Source organism: Cellulosimicrobium sp. BMG9.23, assembly GCF_059159985.1.
Genome location: NZ_JBZGBZ010000004.1, coordinates 263,939 through 285,262, shown reverse-complemented (window position 1 = coordinate 285,262; position 21,324 = coordinate 263,939). Strand labels below are relative to the sequence as shown.

20 protein-coding genes are annotated in these 21,324 nt (G+C 73.1%); 10 read left to right on the top strand and 10 right to left on the bottom strand.

Annotated elements, in window-relative coordinates:
• Nucleotides 1-63: 63 nt before the first annotated feature.
• Nucleotides 64-3,786 (top strand): right-handed parallel beta-helix repeat-containing protein, encoded by a 3,723-nt coding sequence (locus tag AC4H2G_RS07935; RefSeq protein ID WP_494365215.1) that lies wholly within the window; start codon nt 64-66, stop codon nt 3,784-3,786.
• Nucleotides 3,787-3,837: 51 nt separating this feature from the next.
• Here the strand turns inward: AC4H2G_RS07935 and AC4H2G_RS07930 are convergent, their stop codons facing one another.
• The 3 genes from AC4H2G_RS07930 to AC4H2G_RS07920 form a co-directional block, all read right to left on the bottom strand.
• Nucleotides 3,838-4,287, bottom strand: a complete 450-nt coding sequence (locus tag AC4H2G_RS07930) for an iron chaperone (protein WP_494365214.1) — start codon at nt 4,285-4,287, stop codon at nt 3,838-3,840.
• 125 nt (nt 4,288-4,412) lie between these two features.
• Entirely contained in the window at nt 4,413-5,345 is a 933-nt protein-coding gene (locus tag AC4H2G_RS07925) for an aldo/keto reductase (RefSeq protein ID WP_494365213.1), read from the bottom strand.
• 23 nt (nt 5,346-5,368) lie between these two features.
• Complete coding sequence (locus AC4H2G_RS07920; RefSeq protein ID WP_494365212.1) at nt 5,369-6,229, bottom strand: aldo/keto reductase; 861 nt, start codon at nt 6,227-6,229, stop codon at nt 5,369-5,371.
• 136 nt (nt 6,230-6,365) lie between these two features.
• Here AC4H2G_RS07920 and AC4H2G_RS07915 point away from each other — a divergent pair, with 136 nt between their 5' ends.
• From AC4H2G_RS07915 to AC4H2G_RS07890, 6 genes are all read left to right on the top strand, one after another.
• A complete protein-coding gene (locus AC4H2G_RS07915) occupies nt 6,366-7,286 on the top strand; it encodes a LysR family transcriptional regulator (protein ID WP_494365211.1) in 921 nt (306 codons plus the stop codon).
• 11 nt (nt 7,287-7,297) lie between these two features.
• Nucleotides 7,298-8,557 carry an MFS transporter gene (locus AC4H2G_RS07910; RefSeq protein WP_494365210.1) on the top strand — a complete coding sequence of 420 codons (1,260 nt, stop codon included), beginning with the start codon at nt 7,298-7,300 and terminating at the stop codon, nt 8,555-8,557.
• A gap of 51 nt (nt 8,558-8,608) precedes the next feature.
• Nucleotides 8,609-8,845, top strand: coding sequence for a hypothetical protein (locus AC4H2G_RS07905; RefSeq protein WP_494365209.1), 237 nt, complete (start codon nt 8,609-8,611; stop codon nt 8,843-8,845).
• Nucleotides 8,846-9,005: 160 nt separating this feature from the next.
• Nucleotides 9,006-9,614 carry a carboxymuconolactone decarboxylase family protein gene (locus AC4H2G_RS07900; protein WP_494365208.1) on the top strand — a complete coding sequence of 203 codons (609 nt, stop codon included), beginning with the start codon at nt 9,006-9,008 and terminating at the stop codon, nt 9,612-9,614.
• A complete protein-coding gene (locus AC4H2G_RS07895) occupies nt 9,611-10,522 on the top strand; it encodes an RNA polymerase sigma-70 factor (RefSeq protein WP_494365207.1) in 912 nt (303 codons plus the stop codon). Before AC4H2G_RS07900 ends, AC4H2G_RS07895 begins: the two co-directional genes overlap by 4 nt.
• A 183-nt stretch (nt 10,523-10,705) precedes the next feature.
• Nucleotides 10,706-11,548, top strand: a complete 843-nt coding sequence (locus AC4H2G_RS07890) for a siderophore-interacting protein (protein WP_494365206.1) — start codon at nt 10,706-10,708, stop codon at nt 11,546-11,548.
• A 7-nt stretch (nt 11,549-11,555) separates the two neighbouring features.
• Here the strand turns inward: AC4H2G_RS07890 and AC4H2G_RS07885 are convergent, their stop codons facing one another.
• Nucleotides 11,556-12,665 (bottom strand): fatty acid desaturase family protein, encoded by a 1,110-nt coding sequence (locus AC4H2G_RS07885; RefSeq protein ID WP_494365205.1) that lies wholly within the window; start codon nt 12,663-12,665, stop codon nt 11,556-11,558.
• Nucleotides 12,666-12,800: 135 nt separating this feature from the next.
• Entirely contained in the window at nt 12,801-13,754 is a 954-nt protein-coding gene (locus tag AC4H2G_RS07880; protein ID WP_494365204.1) for a helix-turn-helix domain-containing protein, read from the bottom strand.
• 89 nt (nt 13,755-13,843) lie between these two features.
• Here AC4H2G_RS07880 and AC4H2G_RS07875 point away from each other — a divergent pair, with 89 nt between their 5' ends.
• The gene (locus tag AC4H2G_RS07875) at nt 13,844-13,993 is read left to right on the top strand and encodes a hypothetical protein (RefSeq protein WP_494365203.1); all 150 of its coding nucleotides are present in this window, start codon (nt 13,844-13,846) and stop codon (nt 13,991-13,993) included.
• Between the two features lie 136 nt (nt 13,994-14,129).
• Here the strand turns inward: AC4H2G_RS07875 and mqo are convergent, their stop codons facing one another.
• From mqo to AC4H2G_RS07855, 4 genes are all read right to left on the bottom strand, one after another.
• On the bottom strand, nt 14,130-15,647 hold the full coding sequence (mqo, locus tag AC4H2G_RS07870) for a malate dehydrogenase (quinone) (protein ID WP_494365202.1): 1,518 nt from the start codon (nt 15,645-15,647) through the stop codon (nt 14,130-14,132).
• 98 nt (nt 15,648-15,745) lie between these two features.
• Nucleotides 15,746-16,543, bottom strand: a complete 798-nt coding sequence (locus AC4H2G_RS07865; RefSeq protein WP_494365201.1) for a maleylpyruvate isomerase family mycothiol-dependent enzyme — start codon at nt 16,541-16,543, stop codon at nt 15,746-15,748.
• On the bottom strand, nt 16,534-17,298 hold the full coding sequence (locus AC4H2G_RS07860; protein ID WP_494365200.1) for a pyridoxine/pyridoxamine 5'-phosphate oxidase: 765 nt from the start codon (nt 17,296-17,298) through the stop codon (nt 16,534-16,536). Before AC4H2G_RS07860 ends, AC4H2G_RS07865 begins: the two co-directional genes overlap by 10 nt.
• Nucleotides 17,295-17,951 (bottom strand): TetR/AcrR family transcriptional regulator, encoded by a 657-nt coding sequence (locus AC4H2G_RS07855; protein ID WP_494365199.1) that lies wholly within the window; start codon nt 17,949-17,951, stop codon nt 17,295-17,297. Before AC4H2G_RS07855 ends, AC4H2G_RS07860 begins: the two co-directional genes overlap by 4 nt.
• 120 nt (nt 17,952-18,071) lie before the next feature.
• Here AC4H2G_RS07855 and AC4H2G_RS07850 point away from each other — a divergent pair, with 120 nt between their 5' ends.
• On the top strand, nt 18,072-19,505 hold the full coding sequence (locus AC4H2G_RS07850; protein WP_494365198.1) for an MFS transporter: 1,434 nt from the start codon (nt 18,072-18,074) through the stop codon (nt 19,503-19,505).
• 51 nt (nt 19,506-19,556) lie between these two features.
• Here the strand turns inward: AC4H2G_RS07850 and AC4H2G_RS07845 are convergent, their stop codons facing one another.
• Nucleotides 19,557-20,729 (bottom strand): aminopeptidase P family protein, encoded by a 1,173-nt coding sequence (locus tag AC4H2G_RS07845; protein WP_494365197.1) that lies wholly within the window; start codon nt 20,727-20,729, stop codon nt 19,557-19,559.
• A gap of 138 nt (nt 20,730-20,867) precedes the next feature.
• On the opposite strand from AC4H2G_RS07845, the gene AC4H2G_RS07840 reads away from it, so the two are divergent.
• The gene (locus AC4H2G_RS07840; RefSeq protein WP_494365196.1) at nt 20,868-21,248 is read left to right on the top strand and encodes a cupin domain-containing protein; all 381 of its coding nucleotides are present in this window, start codon (nt 20,868-20,870) and stop codon (nt 21,246-21,248) included.
• Nucleotides 21,249-21,324: the final 76 nt, after the last annotated feature.

Genomic DNA, 21,324 nt, shown 5'->3' with positions numbered 1-21,324 from the left:
GTGCGGGAAACCGGTTTCTCGCGTGGTTCATCGCAGAGCACGCGCATCTCGACGAGGAGATCCATGACACCGTTCGGGCGGACCCTCCGCACGTCGTTGGCGGCAGTGGTCGCAGCGGCACTCACCGTCACGTCCGCGCTGACGGCTGTCGCCGTCGGGCCGGGCACGGCGCTCGACGCGAGCGACCTCGCGCCGGGTGACTACGCCACCGTGGTCGACACGGGGACCGACTTCACGATCTACGCGACGGCCACCAAGAAGGTCACCGTCGACGCGACGGATCGCATCTCCGACCGCGGCGACGTCTTCTCCCAGCGCATCAAGCTCAACGGGTCGGGCAGCGCCGAGGCGCGCTCCCTGCACTTCACCGTCGGCGCCGAGGACGTGCCCACCCAGGTCGTCGTCAACGCCCGCAGCAGCGGCGCGAGCGACCGTGCGCTGGCCCTCTACGGCGCGACCGGGGAGGTCGCCCGCGTGCCGGCGCCGGCCGACGACGAGACGGTGCCCGTCGCCACCGCGACGATCGACGTCGCCGCTCCCGGCGACTACTACCTCGCGTCCCCGAGCTCCGGCGTGAACGTCTTCTCCGCGCAGCTCGGACCCGTCGACCTCGGGGACCGCGCGCCGTGGGCCGACGTCGCGGCCCCGACGGTCGACTCGCTCACCACCGACCCCGCGGACCCCGGGACCCTGCTCGTGGGCTTCACGGGCCTGCTCGGCATCGACGGCGGCGACGTCGCGCACGCGGCGCTCCACGACGCGACGGGTGCCGTCGTCGACCGCGCCATGACCGTCACCGACGGTCCGGTCGGAACCGTCGCGCTGACGCCGCCCGCGTCCGGCGACTACGCGGTCGAGGTCTCGATCACGCGCTACGGCGAGGACGCGCCGCTCACCTCGGCCCGGGTCGCGCACGCCGGCTTCTCGCTCCCGCTCGCCGCACCCGAGATCGCCTCCGCCCTGACCACCGCCGTCTCCGCCGACCGGGGCACCCTGTCCACCGAGTGGTCCACGAGCCCCGAGGCCGAGACCTACTCGGTGCAGGTCAGCGAGGACGGCACCAGCTGGTCCACCGTCGTCGAGGGCGTCGTCGGCACCGTCGCGGACGTCACCGGCCTGACCACGGGTCAGACCTACGTGCTGCGCGCGGTCGCGCACCGCGGCACGGACGCTGCCGCGGGTGCTCCGTTCGAGGTCACCGTCGCCACCGCCGTCGAGCGGTGGAAGACCGCCGACATCGGTTCCAACGCCGGCTCCGGCGGCGAGGTGGTCGAGAACGCCGACGGATCGATCACCTTCGACGCGCGCGCCAGCTCGACCAAGCTCGCCTCGTCCGAGGACGGGTTCCAGTACCACTACACCGAGATCGACCCGGAGGAAGAGAACTTCACGCTCACCGCCACCTTCCGCGTGGACGACGCCGCCACGAAGGACAACCAGTCCGGGTTCGGCGTGCTCGCGGTCGACACCCTCGTGCCCGGAGACTCCGCGGCCCGGTACTTCAACTCCGCCGGTGCGCTGATCACGCGCTACGGCGAGGGCACCGGCACGGTGCGCGACGGTACGCCCGGCGCCCGGTTCGTGCACGGCTACACCGGCGCGCCGCACGACAGCTCCGCGGGGACGCGGGACACCTCCGACGCAGAGGTCTTCGACGAGGCCTGGCGGGCGGACACCACCGGCCCGAGGTTCGCCACCGGTGACGTCTTCGAGCTCTCGCTGCGCAGGTCGAACACCGGGTTCCACGCGGTCTGGCACCGGTCAGCCGAGGAGGGCGGCGAGATCCTGGAGGTCATCCAGTACGACCCGGAGATGCTGCTTCAGCAAGACCCGGAGCGCCTCTTCGTCGGGATGGCCGTGGCTCGCAAGATCCAGGTGACGGTCACGGACTGGGAGCTCACCACGATCCACCCCGACGACGACGAGCCCGCCCAGGAGCCGCCGACGGAGCACGTCCCGGCGACGCTCGGCGTCGACATCACCTCGACGACGCCGGAGCGCAGCCTCGACGTCCCCCTCGTGGCGAACATGTACGGCACCGGTCAGGTCCTCGATGCGGCGGGCGACGTCGTCGTCGACGACATCGGCCTCGCGCCCGGCGAGCGGGCCCTGGTGCCCGTCGCCCTGCAGGACGGCGTCAACGAGCTCACCGCCCGGCTGCTGCCCGACGCCGAGCAGCCGCACCTCGGGGAGCGCGAGGAGATCGAGTCCACCGACCCGGTGGACGTGCCGCTGACCGTCACCGTCAAGAGGTTCGGCGAGCCGGGGCAGTCGGTCTGGGTCGCTCCGGACGGCTCGGCGGACGGCGCCGGCACCCGGTCCGACCCGCTGGACCTGCACACGGCGGTCGGGTTCGCCCAGGCGGGGCAGCAGATCGTCCTGACGGACGGCGTCTACACCCCGACCCGCAAGGTCGTCGCCGAGCGCGGCCGCGACGGCACGCAGGACGCTCCGATCACGCTCCTCTCGGAGCCCGGCACCCGCGCGACGCTCGACCTGTCGCAGTCGCCCGACGGCGGCCTGGTCCTGCGCGGCGACTGGTGGCACGTCTACGACCTCGAGATCACCGGCTCGCGCGACAAGGCCAAGCCGATGCTCGTCGAGGGCCACCACAACGTGGTGGAGCGGGTCGAGTCCCACCACAACGCCGACACGGGCATCCAGATCTCGGGCCGCAGCGCCGAGCCGCCGTCGATGTGGCCGTCGCACAACCTCGTGGTGTCGTCGGTCGCGCACAACAACGCCGACGCCGGCGGCAACGACGCGGACGGCTTCGCCGCGAAGCTCACCGTCGGCGAGGGCAACGTGTTCCGGAACGACATCGCGCACCACAACATCGACGACGGCTGGGACCTGTACGCGAAGTCGACCACCGGCCCGATCGGGACGGTGATCGTCGAGGACTCCGTCGCGTACGACAACGGCTGGCTCGAGGCGGACCCCTCGCGGACCGGTGAGGGCAACGGGTTCAAGCTCGGCGGCGAGTCGATCCCGGGCGACCACCTGCTGCGCAACTCCGTCAGCTTCGGGAACCTCGCCACGGGCGTGACCTCGAACTCGGGCCCGGACGTCCGGCTCGAGGACGTGACCTCGGTCGCGAACGACCGCGGCGTCCGCCTCGAGACCAACGCGAGCACGACCGCGTACCGGGCGAGCGGCGTCGTCTCCTGGCAGAACCCGGCCGTGGACGTGCTCGCCCTCAAGCAGGACGACACCTCGCTGGTGACCGACCCGTCGAACCACTGGAACCTGGGCGGGGCGTCGGCGGTGGACGCCTCGTGGTTCGTCTCGCTCGACGTCGACGGCATCCGTCCCGAGATCGCCGCCGACGGCTCGGTCGACATGTCCGGGCTGCTGGAGCTGACGGACGCCGCGCCGTCGGACGCCGGGGCGCGACTCGTGCCGGTGGACGAGCCGACGCAGATCGAGCTGCTTCCCGAGGTCTCGACTCCCGAGCCCGGCCCGAACCCCTGGTACGCGAGCACCGTGTACGAGCGCGGTGACCTGGTGCAGCACGACGGCGTGGTCTACGAAGCACGGTGGTGGACGCGGAACCAGGAGCCCGGTACGTCGCCCTGGTTCGGCCCGTGGGCCGAGGTCGGCCCGGCCGCCGCGGCACCTGCGGTGGCCGAGTGCGCGGAGCCGTGGGACGCGTCCACGGTGTATGTCGGAGGTGAGGTCGTGGCTCACGACGGGGTCAACCACCGAGCGCAGTGGTGGACCCGCGGGCAGGAGCCCGCCGTGAACGTCTGGGGCTCGTGGTCGGCCGTCGGGCCGTGCGCCTGAGCGCGGGCCGAGGCAGCATGGCGCTGTCTCGGCCCGCACTGCTCGCACTCCTCAGCCGGCTGCCGTCCGCACGAGCCGGGCGACCTCCTTCTCGTTCGCGGGGTTCATCTCCGTGAGCGCGTACGACGTCGGCCACATCGTGCCGTCGTCGAGGCGGGCGTCCTCGTTGAACCCGAGCGTCGCGTACCGGGTGCCGAACTTCTCGGCCGCCTGGAAGAAGCACACGATCGGGCCGGCCTTCTTCCCCGTGCCCGGCCGGGCGTAGGCCGGCTGCCCGTACCAGGTGCGGGGAACCAGGTGGGGCGCCTCCGCCCGGACGATCGCATGGACGGCCTCGGCGAGGGCTCGGTCCGCGTCGGACATCTCGGCGATCTTCGCGCGGACCGCTGCCTCGCCGTCGGTCGTCGCCTTGAGCTCCTTGGCCCGCTCCTTCATGGCCGCTCGCTCCTCGGCCGTGAACCCCTCGTAGCTCGTCGTCGCAGCCTTCTGCGTGCCCGTCATCGGTCGCTCCTTCTCGGTCGGTTCGATGTCCCCAGGCTAGGAAGCCGCCGGGCCCGTCCGCTTCTCGAAACCTGACCGATCGCCCTCGTCCGCCGACGGCCGCACCCGCGCCGCTGCGCCGGCGATCACGGCACGGTGTGGCCCGCCGCGCGAAACAGCTCGTACCACTCGGCGCGCGTCAACGGCACGTCGGACCCCTGGGCCGCACCGGCGACGCGGTCGGGGCTCGTCGTGCCGAGGACGACCTGCATCCGGGCCGGGTGGCGCGTGATCCACGCGGTCGCGATCGCGATCGGCGGCACGTCGTACCGCTCGGCGAGGCGGTCCACCACCGCGTTGAGCTCGGGGTACTCGTCCGAGCCGAGGAACACGCCCGTGAAGAATCCGGCCTGGAAGGGTGACCACGCCTGGACGGTGATGTCGTGCAGGCGGCAGTAGTCGATGGTCCCCACGTCCCGGCTCACCGACTGGTCGAGCGCGGCCATGTTCGAGGCCACGCCCTGGGCGACGAGCGGCGCGTGCGTGATCGAGAGCTGCAGCTGGTTCGCGACGATCGGCTGCTCGACGTACCGGCGCAGCAGCTCGATCTGACCGGGGGTGTGGTTCGAGACGCCGAACGCGCGGACCTTGCCGGCCGCGTGCAGGTCGGAGAACGCGCGCGCGACCTCCTCGGGCTCCACGAGGGCGTCCGGGCGGTGCAGCAGGAGGATGTCGAGGTAGTCCGTGCCCAGGGCGTCGAGCGACCCGTGCACCGACTCGACGAGGTGGTCGTACGAGAAGTCGAAGTACGGCCCGTCGGGCACGATCCCGGCCTTCGACTGGAGGACCCACTCCGCGCGCTCGGCGGGGGACAGGCGCGTCGCCTCCGCGAAGCGGCGCTCGCAGCCGTGCAGGTCGTCGCCGTAGACGTCGGCGTGGTCGAGGAACGTGACGCCCGCGTCGCGGGCGGTGCGCACCAGCGTGCGCACCTCGTCGTCGGACTTGTCCTGGATGCGCATGAGCCCGAGCGCGACGTTCGGGACCACGAGGTCCGTCCCGGGCAGGGTGAAGGTCTTCATGGTGGTGCTCCGTCCGTCGTCGGTCAGGCCGCGGAGAGCCGGGCGACCTCGTCGTCGGTCAGGACGAGGTCGACGGCCCCTGCGGAGTCGCGGATGCTCTCGGGTCGTGACGCGCCCGGGATGGGGATCACGACGGGCGCGAGCGCGAGCTCCCACGCGAGGGTCACCTGGTAGACGCTCACGCCGTGGGCGTCGGCGACCTCCTGGAAGGCCGCGTGCGTGCTGCCCAGCTCGCCGGCGTTCGCGATCCCGCCCAGCGGGCTCCAGGGCAGGAACGCGACGCCGAGCGCCGCGCAGTGCTCGAGCTCGCCCTGGCTGGACCGGAACCGCGGCGAGAACTGGTTCTGCACGGACACCAGCCGGCCGCCGAGCACCTCGTTCGCGAGATCGATCTGCGCGACGTCGGCGTTCGAGATGCCGGCCATCTCGACGACGCCCTCGTCGAGGAGATCGGCGAGCGCGCCGACGGAGTCGGCGTAGGGCACGGCCGGGTCCGGGCGGTGGAACTGGTAGAGGCCGATCGCCTCGACGCCGAGCCGGCGCGCCGACTCCTTCGCCGCCTGCTTGAGGTAGGCGGGGTCCCCGTTCTTCGTCCACGTGCCGTCGCCGGGACGCAGGTGGCCACCCTTCGTCGCGACGAGCACGCCGGACGTGTCGCCGCCGTACGACCGGAGCGCGCGGGCGATCAGCTCCTCGTTGTGGCCGACCTCGTCGGCGTGCAGGTGGTAGGCGTCGGCGGTGTCGATCAGGGTGACGCCCGCGTCGAGCGCGGCGTGGATCGTCGCGACGGACCGGGCCTCGTCCGGGCGGCCCTCGATCGACATCGGCATGCCGCCGAGGCCGATCGCGGAGACGGTCCGGGATCCGAGCGTGCGCTGGTGCATGGTGCTTCCTCACGGGTCGAGGGGAGGGGTGGCGCGGGCGGGACGTCCCGTCCGGCACGTGCTCGTCGAGCGTAGGAACCGATAACCTAGAAGTCCAACGATTGTCGGTCGTCAATTCCAGAAGAATGAGTGGTCAATGGATCTGCGACAGATGGAGTACCTCGTGGCGCTCGCGGACGAGCGGCAGTTCACGCGCGCCGCCGCGCTCACGGGCGTCTCCCAGTCCGGCCTCTCCGCGGCGATCCGCAGCCTCGAGGACGAGCTGGGTTCCAGCCTGTTCACGCGCACGACGCGCCGCGTGGAGCCGACCGAGGCCGGGCTCGCGCTGCTGCCGTTCGCCCGGTCCATGCTCGCTCAGGCGGCCGCCGCTCGCGACGCGGTCGTGCGGGCGACGCACGCGCTCTCGGGCTCGCTGCGGGTCGGGGCCGAGCAGTGCCTCGGGATCGTCGACGTCGCCGCGCTCCTCGAGCGCTTCCACCGACGTTTCCCGCTCGTCGAGATCCACTTCGTCCAGGCGGGGTCGCACGAGCTGGTCGCGCGCGTGCGGGACGGGGACGTGGACGTCGCCTTCGTCGCGACGACCGAGCACCTCGGCGCCCTGACCCAGACGGAGCTGGGCAGGGAGCCCCTCGTGCTCGTGTGCCCGCCCGAGCACCACCTCGCGAGCCGTGGACGGGTGGACTGGACCGACCTCGTGGGCGAGGACTTCGTCGACCTCGACCCCTCGTGGGCGGCGCGCCCCGTGAACGACGCGGCCTGCGCGGCGCACGGCGCGCACCGCCGGGTGCGGTTCACGGTGAACGACGTCCACACGCTCCTGGAGCTCGTCGACCGCGGTCTCGGGATCGCCATGGTCCCGCGCCACGTCGCCGCGAAGCCGCAGGCGGCGCGCCTCGTGACGGTGCCCCTGCCGGAGACGGGCGGCCCGAGCTGGGTCGTGTCGGTCGTGACGGGGCAGCGCGGGCAGGGGGCGCCCGCCGCGTCGCAGCTGCTCGAGCTCCTCGCGGACGCGCCCGTGTGCCGCGGCGCCGACGCCCCGGTTGGCGACGCCTCATGATGCGACCAGCCGTGACCAGCGCCGGGGATGCGCCCCTCTTCCCTCTGCGCAGCGTCGTGCTCGGCGCGTTCGTCCCGACCCTCGTCCTGGAGATCGGTGTGGGCGCCATGCTCCCGGTCGTCGCCGTCACGGCGACCGGTCGCGGCGCGAGCCTCACCGTCGCGGGTCTCGTGACGGCGCTCCTGCCGCTCGGCAAGATCCTCTTCGACCTGCCCGCGGGATCGCTCGCGACGCGGCTCGGCGACCGCACGGCGATGCTCCTCGCAGGCGGCGTCGCGGTCGTCGCGTTCTCGACGGTCGCGCTGACGAGCGAGCTGTGGGGCCTCGCGGCGGGCGTGCTCGCCCTCGGGGCGTCCTCGGCCGTGTTCAACCTCGCGCGGCAGTCGTACCTCACGGAGATCACGCCGCCGCTGCGCAGGGCGCGCGTCCTGTCCACGCTCGCGGGCGTGCACCGCATCGGGCTGTTCATCGGCCCGTTCGCGGGCGCGGCGGTGATCGCGGCGACCTCCGTGCGCGGCGCGTTCTGGCTCGGGGCGGTCTCGGCGCTCGTGGCGGTGACCGTCGTCGCCGTCGTGCCGCCGGAGCGCGACGGTGGCGACACGCCCGGACGGACGGCGCGGACGGCTCGCCCGCGGGCGAGCATCGCGCAGGTCGCGCGCGACCACCGGCGCCTGTTCACGACGCTCGGCGTCGCCATCCTTCTCATCGCCGCGGTGCGCGGCGCCCGCCAGACGGTGATCCCGCTGTGGGGCGAGCACCTCGGCCTCGACGCCGAGGTGACGTCGGTGATCTTCGGGATCTCGGGTGCCCTCGACATGCTGCTCTTCTACCCCGCGGGCAAGGTCATGGACCGGTTCGGGCGGCTGTGGGTCGCGGTCCCGTCCATGCTCACGATGGCCCTCGCCCTCGCCCTGGTGCCCGTCGCGCACACCCCCGCTGCGCTCGCGGTCGTCGCCGCGCTGCTCGGCATCGGGAACGGCATGGGGTCGGGCATCGTCATGACGCTCGGGGCCGACGTCGCCCCGGCCGACGTGCGTCCGACCTTCCTCAGCGTGTGGCGGCTGTTCCAGGACACCGGCGACGCGCTCGGCCCGCTCGTGCTCGCGGCGGGCGCGGCGCTCGGGTCGCTCGCCGCGGGGATCTGGGCCGCGGCCGCTCTCGGCGGCGCCTCGACCGCGGCGCTGGTGCGCTGGGTCCCGCGGTACTCCCCGCTCGCTGACCTCACGGGTCGCGGCAGGCGGCGCCGCGGCGCAGACTCCGCGCGGGCGTGACCGCGGGAATGGACGTGCGCTCGCGACGTCCGGGCGCCTAGCGTTCTCCGCATGCCCGACGACGCGTTCCCCGACCCGTTCGACCACCAGGTCACCCAGGACGGACGCGTGCGGGTCGCCCGGGGTGGCCGCGTCGTCGTCACCGTCGCTGGGGCCGCGGCGGACCGTCTGGTCGCCGCGCTCGGTCGCGCCGAGGCCCGGGGGGACGAGCGCGAGGTGCAGCTCCTCCTCGCCCGCGCGACCGGGAACTATCGCAGGGGCAACGAGAAGCGGTCGCACCGTCCGTGACGTGGTCCGGGAGCGCTCCGGCCCACCTGCCGACCGCTGCCGGCGACGGAGTGTGACGCACGCCACGACGACGACGGGGCGGAGCGTGTCACGCCGGCAGGCGCCCGCGTGTCCTCATGGCACCGGCGCGACCCGTGCGTCGGACCGGAAGGAGCACCTCATGGCCCGCATCTCCCTCGACCCGCCCCGGACGCTGCTCAACCGCACGCTCGCCGCGCTCTCACGTCGTCGGTACGGCGCGGTGCTCGACCCGCTGGCCGCCGTCGGGCACAACCCCCGCGTCGCGACGACCTACTGCGTGCTGGAGGCCGGGGTCGGGCGGTGGCGCGCGCTCGACCCCACGCACGCCGCGCTCGCGGTCATGGTGTCGGCCGTGGAGATCGGCTGCTCGTGGTGCGTCGACTTCGGCTACTGGGAGTCCGAGCACGGCGACGTCGAGCCTCAGCTGCTCCACGACGTCCCGGCGTGGCGCGACAGCGACGTCTACACGACGACGCAGCGCCGGGTCCTGGAGTACGCGCAGGCGATGACCGCGACGCCGCCGACGGTCACCGACGAGCTCGCGGCGGACCTGCGGGCCGACCTCGGCGACGAGGCGTTCGTCGAGCTCACCGCGCTCGTCGCGGTCGAGAACCTGCGCAGCCGCGTCAACGCGGCGCTCGGACTGACGAGCCAGGGTTTCAGCGACCGGTGCGCGGTGCCGCCCGCCAGGGCTCTGGGCGCCGCTGGTGGTCGCGCGGCCGGTGGCTCGGGCAGGCTGGGGGAGTGAGTGACGACGGCGCACACGGCGCACGGTCCGGGCAGGACGAGAGCGACGCGCTCGTCGCGCCGTTCACCCGCCACCGCCGGCTGCTCTTCACGGTCGCGTACGAGCTGCTCGGCGCCGCCGCGGACGCCGAGGACGTGGTCCAGGAGACGTGGCTGCGCTGGTCCGCGGACGACCGCGACGACGTGGTCGACGCGCGCGCCTACCTCGTGCGCATCACCACGCGTCTCGCGCTCAACCGGCTGCGGACGCTACGGACGCAGCGCGAGACGTACGTCGGGCCGTGGCTGCCGGACCCGCTCCTGACGACCCCTGACGCCGCTCTCCAGGTCGAGCGCGCCGACGACGTGTCGATGGCGATGCTCGTCGTCCTCGAGACGCTGAGCCCGCTCGAGCGCGCGGTGTTCGTGCTGCGCGAGGTCTTCGCGCTCGACCACGACGAGGTCGCGCGCGTCCTCGACCGGACGCCCGAGGCGGTGCGCCAGACGGCGCACCGTGCGCGGGAGCACGTGCGCGCGCGACGTCCGCGCTTCACGCCACCGGACGAGCAGCAGCGCGAGGCGACGCAGCGCTTCCTCGAGGCCTGCGTCTCGGGCGACCTGGACGCGGTGGTCGCGACCCTCGCGCCAGACGTCGTCGTCGTGACGGACGGCGGCGGCCGGGTACGAGCCGCGCGACGCCCTGTCCGCGGCGTCGAGAAGGTCGCTCGCCTGCTCGTCGGGCTCGTGGCGAAGCCGGAGATGGCGGACCTCGAGGCCGAGCCGGCGCTGATCAACGGCGCGATCGGCACGGTCTGGTCCTCGGGCGGATCCGCTGTCATGGCCGGCTCGGTCGAGTTCGACGGCGACCGCGTGGCGCGTGTGCTCGTGTTCCGCAACCCCGAGCGGCTCTCGGGGCTCCGCCGCCGCTGACCCGGGGGCACGAGGGGAGCGGGCTTCGGCGGCGAGAGCGATCGGCGGCACGCGGTCCGTGTGGCGTCGAGCACATCGACGGCGGAGTCGAGGTGAGGTTAGGCTCTCCTGCGATCGCCCCGGCGGTGATCGGTCGTCCGGCAGCGTGCCGGTCCCGACCCGTGGAGGAACGAGGAGCCGACGGTGGCGAACTTCAAGATCGTCAAGCCTGCCGATGCACACGTCCTGACGCTCGAGGTCGTCGGGTCGAAGCGTGTCAGCCCGCACGTCGTCCGCGTGACGCTCGGCGGCGAGGGCATGGACCACTTCACGCCGATGGGGTACGACCAGTGGTTCCGCCTCTTCCTCACGCGACCGGACCAGGACGCGCTGAGCCTGCCGACGCGCTCGTCGGGCCTGTGGTACGTCCAGTACCTCGCCACGCCGAAGGCGCGGCGCCCGTTCGTCCGCAGCTACACCGTCCGGGCGGTGCGTGCCGACCTGCGCGAGCTGGACGTCGACTTCGTCGTCCACGGCGACGAGGGGCCCGCGTCGCGCTTCGCGCTGACCGCCGAGCCAGGGGATCGTGTGGGGCTGCTGGACCAGGGCGTCGGGTACAACCCGCGCGTCGAGCACGACTGGACGCTCGTCGTCGCGGACGAGACCGGGCTGCCCGCTGTCGCGGGCATCTGCGAGTCGCTGCCCGACGACGCGCGCGGCCTCGCGATCGTCGAGCTGCCCGACCTGGCCGACGTCCAGGACTTCCGCGTCCCTGCCGGGGTCGAGCTGCGCTGGATCGCGCGCTCGGACGGTCCCGCGTCAGCCGACGCGCCGTCCTCCGCCGGGGACCACACCGTCCCCGGGCGCCTCGCCCTCGACGCCGTACGTGCAGCCGACCTCCCGTCGGCGCCCGTGTACGCCTACGCCGTCGGGGAGTCGTCCCTGGTGACGGGTGTCCGCCGGCACCTCGTCAACGACCGGGGAGTGCCGAAGACGCAAGTCGACTTCGTCGGCTACTGGCGCCACGGCCAGGCCGCCTCGTCCTGACCGGGGCTCAGACCTTGCGCAGCTGCTTGAACATCGGGCAGTCGAAGGGGTCGCGTGCGGACAGGCCCACCTCGTTGAGGTACCGGACGACGATCGCGTAGGACTGGGCGAGGCTCGTCTCGGTGTAGGGCAGGCCGACGTTGCGGCAGTGCTCGCGCACGATGTCGCGCGCCCGCGCGAGGTGGGGCCGGGGCATGTTGGGGAACAGGTGGTGCTCGATCTGGAAGTTGAGACCGCCCATGAGGATGTTCATGAACCACCCACCGCGGATGTTCCGCGACGTGAGCACCTGCTTCGACAGGAAGTCGATCTTGCTGTCCTCGGGGATGATCGCCATGCCCTTGTGGTTCGGGGCGAACGACGCGCCCATGTACACGCCGAACACGGCGAGCTGGACCCCGAGGAACGCGAACGCCATGCCGAGGGGCAGCGCCCAGAAGATCACGGCGACGTAGGTCGCGAGGCGCACGGTGATGACGGCGAGCTCGAGCATCCGCGTGCGCAGCGAGGCGCGGACCGCGTCGCCGGTGATGAGGCTGCGGAACGCCGTGACGTGGAGGTTGAGGCCCTCGAGGGTGAGGAGCGGGAAGAACAGCCAGCCCTGGTAGCGGTTGATGAACGCCTTGATCCCCGTGGCCCGGGCGGCGTCGTCGCCGAGGAAGACGATGACGTCGGGGTTGATGTCGGGGTCCTTGCCCCGGCGGTTCGGGTTCGCGTGGTGGCGGTTGTGCTTGTTCATCCACCACGAGTAGCTGATGCCCACGACAGCGTTGGCGAGGATCTTGCCGACCCGGTCGTTGATGGGACCGGACGCGAACACCTGGCGGTGCGAGGCCTCGTGCGCCACGAACGCGAACTGCGTGAAGATCAGCCCGAGGGCTGCGGCCATGAGGAGCTGGAACCACGAGTCGCCCAGCAGGACGATGCCGGTGACCACCCCGCCCAGAGCCACGGTCAGAGCACCGAGCGTCCACAGGTAGTAGCCCTGTGCGCGCTCGAGGAGACCGGCGTCGCGCACGGTGCGCGAGAGGGCGGTGTAGGTGCTGGTGACGGCTGCGCCGTCGTCGGTCTTGGGTCGGGTGGCCCGGAAACCCGGACGGACGGCGGCAGTAGTCATGGGCATCCTTGCAGGGGATCGAATCGACTTCCCAGCCGCGGCGTTGAGCGGGTGCTCGTGGAGCAGATGGCCCGATCCTACGGGACCGTAGGTTGTTCGCAATCGTCCACGGCGTGAAGAAGCCGCGAAGGCTGGTCAGGCGGCGTGGCGGAACGTGTGCCGGAACTCCGTGGGAGTGACCCCGACGGCGCGGCGGAAGTGGTGGCGCAGCAGCGCGGCGGACCCGAAGCCGCACCGGCGCGCGACGTCCTCCAGGTCCGTCCGCGTCTCCTCGAGGAGCGTCTGCGCGTGGGCGACCCGCTGGGCGGTGAGCCAGGCGAGCGGCGTCGTGCCCGTCTGGGCGACGAAGGTTCGGGCGAACGTCCGCTCCGACGTGTGGGCGCGCCGGGCGAGGTCGCGGACGGTCAGCGGCTCGTCGAGGTGCTCGGTCATCCAGTCCAGGAGCTCGGCGAACGAGTCCTCCTCGGCTTCCGGGACGGGGCGCTGGACGAACTGTCGCTGCCCGCCCTCACGCTGGGGCGGGACGACCATGCGGCGCGCGATGACGTTCGCGACCCGGGACCCGAGCTCGCGTCGGACGAGGTGCAGGCACGCGTCGATCCCCGCGGCGGTCCCCGCGCTCGTGATGAGGTCGCCGTCGTCCACGAAGAGCACGTCGGGGTCGATGTCGAGCGTCGGGTGCAGCCGCCGGAGCTCCTCGGCGTGCATCCAGTGGGTCGTGACGCGGCGTCCGTCGATGACGCCCGCAGCCGCCAGGACGAACACGCCCGAGCAGACGCTGAGCAGAGTGGCACCTCGCGCCGACGCCCGGCGGAGGGCGTCGAGCACCGACTCGGGGTAGTGGCTGCCGATGCGGATCGCGGGGACGATCACGAGATCGGCGTCGTCGACCGCGTCGAGTCCCAGTGCGGGGACGACCAGGGCGCCCACCGACGTGCGCACGGGCTCACCGGCGACGGGTCCGCAGACCCGGAAGTCGAAGCGCGGCACTCCTTGGTCGCTGCGGTCGAGGCCGAAGACCTCGCACACGACACCGAACTCGAACGGGGCCAGGCCGTCGCTCACGACGGCCGCGACGGTGCGGATCATGGCCCGACCGTACGCCCCTGGCAGGATCTTGTCGACACCCGTCGGTCCTGCCACTCGTCCGACGCGGAGCCCACGACGATGCTCGAGGCATGGACATCCTCTGGGGCGCGATCGCCCTCCTCGTCGTCGTCGGCTCGACGATCGCGGCGCTCGCGGCGCGCCGCGAGGACCCGGCGCGCCCGTGGTTCCCCGCCGGTTCGCGTGAGGTGCCGGGTGCCCGGGAGCTCGACGTGCGGTAACACGACGTGCGGTGACGCGACGTGCGGTGATGCGACGTGCGGTGACGCGCATCGGGTGCGGAAGGTCGTGGACGTGCGACGGCCCGGACCTCGTGGAGGGCCGGGCCGTCGTCGTCGTCGTCGGGACGCTGTCGCGTCAGGCGCGCGTCGAGACGTCGAGGTCGGCGTCGCCGGTGAGCTGGTCGAGGCCCTCCAGCTCCTCCGCCTCCCACGGCGCCTGGCCGAGGCTCGGGATCATCGTCGCGAGCTCGGGGCGCCACTTCGTGAAGCGGTTCGGGAAGCAGCGCTCGAGCAGGTCGATCATCGCCGGGACGGCGGTCGAGGCGCCCGGCGAGGCGCCGAGCAGGCCCGCGATCGAGCCGTCGGCAGCCGCGATGACCTCGGTGCCGAACTCGAGGACGCCCTTGCCGTCCTTGTCGCGCTTGATCACCTGGACGCGCTGGCCCGCGGTGATGGTCTCCCAGTCCTTGGGGTGGGCCGTCGGCATGAAGCCCTGGAGCGCCGTGAACTTCGTCTCGGGGCTCGCGAGGAGCTGCCCGACGAGGTACTGCGTGAGGTCGAGGTTCTTGACGCCCGCACCGACCATCGAGCCCAGGTTGTGCAGGCGCAGCGACGTGAACAGGCCCAGGTACTGGCCCTTCTTGAGGTACTTGGGGCTGAACCCGGCGTACGGGCCGAACATGAGGTAGCTCTTGCCGTCGACGACGCGCGTGTCGAGGTGCGGCACGGACATCGGCGGGGAGCCGACGTCGGCCTTGCCGTAGACCTTCGCCTGGTGCTGCGCGACGAGCTCGGGGTCGTCGGTGCGCAGGAACTCGCCGCTGATCGGGAAGCCGCCGTAGCCCTTCGCCTCGGGGATACCGGCCTTCTGCAGGAGCGGGAGGGCGCCGCCGCCGGCACCGACGAAGACGAACCGCGCCTCGACGGTCGAACGACGCACGGGCGCGTTCCACGACCGGTCCTTGACCGTGAGGCGCCAGCGGCCGTCCTTGGTCTTCTTGAGGTTCTTCACCTCGTGCTCGAGGAAGAGCTGCGTGCCGCTGTCGACGAGGTGGTCGACGAGCTGCTGCGTGAGGGCGCCGAAGTCGACGTCGGTGCCGCTCGTGGCGCGGGTCGCGGCGATCGGCTCGTCGCCGTCGCGCTCCGCGACGAGGAGAGGTGCCCACTGCGCGACGACGGCGGGGTCGTCCGAGAACTCGAGCTCGCTGAACAGCGGGTGCTGGCGCAGCGTCTCGAACCGGCGGCGCAGGTAGTCGACGTTCTCCGCGCCGCGGACGAATGTCATGTGCGGCGTGCGGGAGATGAAGCTCGCGGGCTGCGGGAGGGCGCCGGTCGTGAGGAGGTGGTGCCAGAACTCGCGCGAGACCTCGAACTGCTCGTTGATCGTCACCGCCTTGGTGATGTCGATCGAGCCGTCCGGCCGCTCGGGCGTGTAGTTGAGCTCGCACAGGGCGGCGTGGCCGGTACCGGCGTTGTTCCAGGGGTTCGACGACTCCTGCGCGACGGCGTCCAGACGCTCGTAGATGCGCACCGTCCAGGAGGGCTCCAGGACGTTGATGAGGGCGCCCAGGGTGGCACTCATGATGCCACCGCCGATGAGGGCTACGTCGATCTGGTCTGCAGTGCTTGCGGGGTTGCTCGCTCGACTCGACACGCTGCGATTCTACGCTTGTGACAGAGTGCACAAAGTGTGCGGTGCGTCACGGGCGTGCGTCACATTCGTCCGGGACCAAGGTCCTGAACGCCGAGGCACTACCTCGCGGGTGGGGAGTAGGGCGACGGCCACGGGCCGATCTCCGGGAGGCCGACGCGCGTCCCTGCGCGCCACGCGCGCGGCTCGTCGTCGGGTGTGCGGCCCGCGAGCCATGCCGCGACGTCGACGAGCGAGCCGGTCACCGTGGTCTCGGTCTCGGCCCCGTGCTGCGTCGGGTCCTGCGTGTCGTCCTGCGTCGGGTCCTGGTTCTGCGCTGCCGCCGGGTCGACCGCCACGGCGATGCCCTGGGGCAGGCGGACGGCGAGGAAGTCGAGCAGGTGCTGCGCGAGCGCCGGCGGCCACGTGCCGATCCCGATGCCTGCGTCGAGGTCGACGGCGTGGAGCCGGACCTCGCGCCACCACGCGACGAGCGCGTCGACGACGGTGCCGTCGCGGTAGGACACCGGCGCGGCCCAACGGACCGAGCCGGGGGCGGGCCACGCGGCCTCCAGCCGCTCGGCGAGCGCCGTGAGCGCTGCGACGTGCTCGACGACGGTCCGGCGGGCCCCGGTCTGGATGCCCGCCTCGCGGCCTTCCGCGCCGCCGTCGTACACCTCGACCAGCTCGCCTGCCGCCGCGCGCTCGGCCTGGCGTGCCATCGCCTCGCCGATCGCCGTGACGTGCGCGAGGACGTGGCTGCGCGACCAGCCCGGCAGGAGCGAAGGCGCGGCCAGCGCGGAGGCGTCGAGAGAGTCCGCGGAGCGCGTGACGGCGGCGAGCGCCGCTCGCGCGTCGTCGCGGACGGCCTCGACGTCGAGGACCGCAGCACGCCTGTCGGGAGAGTCGGTCAGGGCCACAGGAGCTCCTTCGTCCAGCCGGGGGAGGGTGCGTCGTCGGGTGACGGTGGCGTCGCCGACGTGGTGTAGCGCAGGCGCGTCTGGCCTTCGCCCTGCGACGACGCCCAGAACTCGACCGTCGTGGCCTCGAGGGCGTACGCGGTCCAGGTGTCCAGCACGGTCTGCGGCTCGGCGCGCACGCGGGCGAGCGCCGTGTCCCAGGCCGCGCGGTACTGCGCCCGGGAGGCGAGGGTTGCGCTCTGCTGCCCCGCGAGCGCGGTCGCGCGCGAGAGCTCGGACCGGGCGAGGAAGTCGGTGGCCGACGCCTCTGCCCCGAGCGGCGCGACCGGGCCGCGCACGCGCACCTGCCGGCCGCGCTCGCGCCACAGGAACGTCAGCGCCGCGTTCGGGTTCTCCGCGAGCGCGACGCCCTTGGGAGAGTCGGAGCGTGCGGCGAAGGACCAGCCGGCCGGGCCGACGTCCTTGAGGAGGAGGGTCCGGGCGTCGACACGTCCTCCCGCGTCGGCGGTCGACAGGGTCGCGGCGTGCGGGGCGGCGACACCGGCCCCGATCGCGTCCTCGAGCCAGTCGACGAACAGCGTCACGGGATCGTCGGGTGCCGCGTCCACGTCGAGACCGGGCACGTCGGCGCCGAAGACGGGCAGGGCGCGCAGCCGTTCGCGCAGCGTCGGGCTGTCCACGCTGTCGGCGCCGTCGCCCCTGTGGGCCGTGTCGCGGCTGTCCGTCCTGTTCGTGCTGTCCGTGGTGTCGGTCATGCGTCCTCCCGGGTGTCGGGCACGGCGTCCACGGCGTCGCGGCCGGTCGGAGCGACGAGGTGGTCTCGGGCGGCGCGCCCGGTGCGCCCGGTGCGGTCCGTGGCCCCGGCGTCGAGCAGCGCGACGAACCCGCGGACCGCGCCCGCCATGGCGTCGGGGTCGTCGAGCGCGCGGGCGAGGACGTACCCGCCCTGCACGATCGCGACCGCGGCGAGCGCGCGGTCGCGGGCCGCGTCGTCGGGCAGGCCGTCCGCCACGAGGACGGCGGCCGCGACGTCGACCAGCCCGCGGAAGTAGTCCCGGATCTCGGCGGTGAGCGCCGCGTCGTCCATGACGGCCTGGTCGCTCACGAGACGGCCGACCTTGCACCCGGCCAGCGCGGGGCGCGGCCGCTCCAGGTAGCGCACGAGGCGCTCGACGGCGGTCCCGTCGGCGTCGAGTTCGCGGTGCGCGGCGTCGAGCGCGGCGGTGGTCGTCGAGCGCACCGCGGCCACGGCGAGGTCGTGCTTGGAGGGGAAGTGGTGGTAGAGGCTGCCCTGACCCACGCCACTCGCGGTGAGGACCTGGCGCGGGCTCGTCGCGCCGACGCCCTGGGCCCAGAAGAGCTCCTGAGCGGCGGCGACGAGGCGCTCGCGCGAGTCGGTCGACATCATGCGCTCACCATACCTACCTCCAGGTATGGTGGCGAGCCCGGCAGGGTTCGCCGCCACTACTGTCACGCTCCGTCCGCGCGCGGTCGGCACCGTAGCGCGGTCGAGTCGTACGGTGGGTCGGTGACGGTGCAGCAGCGCGTGCTGGTGGTGGCGGTCCTCGCGTCGTTCGTCTCGTTCCTCGACGGCTCGGTGGTCAACGTCGCGCTGCCCGCCATCTCGGACGAGCTCACCACCGGCCCGGTCACAGGGCTGGCGCTGCAGCAGTGGGTCGTCGACGCCTACATGATCACGCTCGGCGCGTTCATCCTCCTCGCCGGGTCGCTGTCCGACGTGCACGGCCGCCGCCGGGTCATGGCGATCGGCCTCGTGGGCTTCGCGGTGACCTCCGTCGCGTGCGCGGTCGCCCCCGACGGGCTGGTCCTCGTCGTGGCGCGTGGCCTGCAGGGCGTCGCGGGCGCACTGCTCGTGCCGAGCTCGCTCGCCATGATCATCTCCACGTTCGACGGCGAGCGGCAGTCCCGGGCGATCGGCTCCTGGACCGCGTGGACGAGCACGGCGTCGCTCGCCGGGCCGCTGCTCGGCGGGATCCTCATCGACGCGATCTCGTGGCGATGGGTGTTCTGGATCAACGTGCTGCCCGTCGCCGTCACGCTGTGGCTGCTGCGCGGCGTCCCGCGCTCGGCCGCGGAGGAGGTCGGCGCGATCGCCACGCGCAGGATCGACGTCGCGGGCGCCACCCTCGCCGCCGTCGGGCTCGCGGGCACGGTGTTCGCGCTCATCGAGCAAGGACGGTTCGGGTGGTCGAGCCCGGTCGTCTGGGGGCCGTGCGTCGTCGGTGTGGCGTGCCTCGTCGCGTTCGTCTGGTGGGAGCGGCGCGCCCCCGACCCCATGCTCCCGCCACGCCTGTTCACCGTGCGGAACTTCGCGTGGGGCAACCTCGCGACCGCGGCGATCTACGGCGCGCTGTACTTCGGCGGGTTCGTCGTCACGCTGTTCCTCCAGCAGGTCGCCGGGTACAGCGCCACCGCCGCGGGGCTCGCGCAGCTCCCCGTGACGCTCGTGCTCCTCGCGCTGTCGACGCGGTTCGGGGCGCTCGCGGGCCGCTACGGCCCGCGGCTGTTCATGACGCTGGGCCCGATCGTCGGCGGGGCCGGCTACCTGCTCCTGCTCACCACCACCGAGGACGCCGTCTACGTCACCCAGGTCCTCCCCGGCCTCGTGCTCTTCGGGCTCGGCCTCGCGATGACCGTCGCGCCGCTCACGTCCGCGATCCTCGGCTCCATCCCCGCGGCCGACGCGGGCATCGGCTCCGCGGTCAACAACGCGGTGTCGCGCGTCGCGGGCCTGGTCGTCATCGCGATGGCGGGCGTGATCGTGGGCGGCGTGCTTGACCTCGACGGGTTCCACCGCTCGCTCCTCGTCACCGCCGCCCTGCTGGTGCTCGGCGGGGTTCTCAGCTGGGTCGGGATCCGGAACGAGCGCGTCCGGGCGTCCGACGGGGCAGACGTCGAGCGCGCCGCCCCGGATCACCCGGAGGCCGAGCCCAGCCGATGACCACGCCCCGGCCGCTGGCACGACCGCCGGGCCGGCCGGTGGCGACGTCGGTCAGCGGACCGTCTGCAGGTCGTGCGTCGACGTGTTGAGGCGGCGGGCGCCGTCGGGCACGTCCGGCGGGAACGCGACGACGATGTCCTCGATCCGCACGCCGAACCGTCCCGGCAGGTAGATGCCCGGCTCGACGGAGAAGCACATGCCGGGCTCGATCGGCCGCTCCTCGCCCTCGACCATGTACGGCGGCTCGTGCGTCGTCGTGCCGATGCCGTGGCCCGTGCGGTGGACGAACTGCTCGCCGTACCCGGCCTCCGTGATGACCGCGCGCGCGGCCCGGTCGACGTCCTGGCACGTCGCTCCCGGGCGGACGGCGTCCACGCCCGCCTGCTGGGCCCGGCGTACGACGTCGTACACCTCGCGCTGCTGGGCGGCGAGCGTGCCGTCGGTCCCGCCCTCGACCAGCACGGTGCGGCTCGTGTCCGACCCGTACCCGTCGCGCAGGCCGCCGAAGTCCAGCACGACGAGGTCGCCCGGCTCGATCACCCGGTCGTCGGCCTCGTGGTGGGGGTCGGCGCCGTTCGGTCCCGAGCAGACGAGCGTGAAGTCGACCTGCTCGTGGCCGTGGCCGCGCAGGAAGCGGTCGAGGTCCGCGGCGACCTCGGTCTCGCGCCGGCCCGCGAACGGCACCTGCAGGACGTCGGCGAACGCGGCGTCGGCGGCGGCTCCCGCCGCGGCGAGCCGCTCGACCTCGGCGGGGTCCTTGACGGCGCGCAGCATCGGCAGCGCGTGCGTGAACGCGACGAACCGCGCGGCCGGGAGCGTGCGCTGGAGGCCGAGCACGTGCAGCGCCCACGTCGAGTCGGACACCGCGTACGACCCGTCGCCGTCCAGGAGCCGCGCGGCCGTCGCGTGCTCGTCCTCGCCGTCGCGCCACGGCACGACCTCCAGGCCGTCGGTCCCCGCGCCGCGCAGCAGGTCGCCGCGCTCCAGGAGCGGCACGACGACGGCCGCCCCGGCGTCCGGGAGCGTCGCCGGGATCGACAGGAGGGTGAGCCGCTCGGTGACCGCGGTCGGCTTGTACCCGGTGAAGTAGGCGAGCTCGGGGCCGGGGGACACGAGGAGACCGGCGAGCCCGGCCGCTCGCGCCTGCTCGGCGGCGCGTGTGCGGCGGGCGGCGTAGACCTCGGGGCCGAACACGGCCCCCGTGCGTGCGTCGGTGCTCGTCATGTCGTCAGCCTGGCACCGCTGGGCTCGGAGATCGACCCGAGCGTCGCGACGCCGGTCTCCCGAGGGCCGATCGCGACCTCACGGGCTGGGTCTCGCGCGGGTGGCCGCGGCGTCGGCTCCGCGTGGCAGGGTGGGCGGATGACCGACGTACGCAACCTCTTCGCCGCCCTCGACGCGTTCGACGGGCACTGGCAGCCCCACCGCGTGACGAGCCTCAACGACTACGACGTCAAGGTCGTCAAGGTGCTCGGCGAGTTCGTCTGGCACACCCATCCGGAGACCGACGAGCTGTTCCTCGTGCTGTCGGGCGAGCTGACGATCGGCCTGCGCGAGGACGGCGTCGAGCGCGAGGTCGTGCTCGGTCCGAGCGACGTGTTCGTCGTGCCGCGGGGCGTCGAGCACCGCCCCCGCGCCGACGTCGAGACCGCTGCCGTGCTCGTCGAGCCGCAGGGGACCGTCAACACGGGCGACGCCGGAGGCGATCTGACGTCACCGCTGCGCGAGCTCGCGCCGAGGTAGATCCGTGGTCCGCCGAGGGAGAACACTGGTCACGACCCTCGGCGGCCCGTCTCACCGCTCCCAGCCCCCTGGGCTC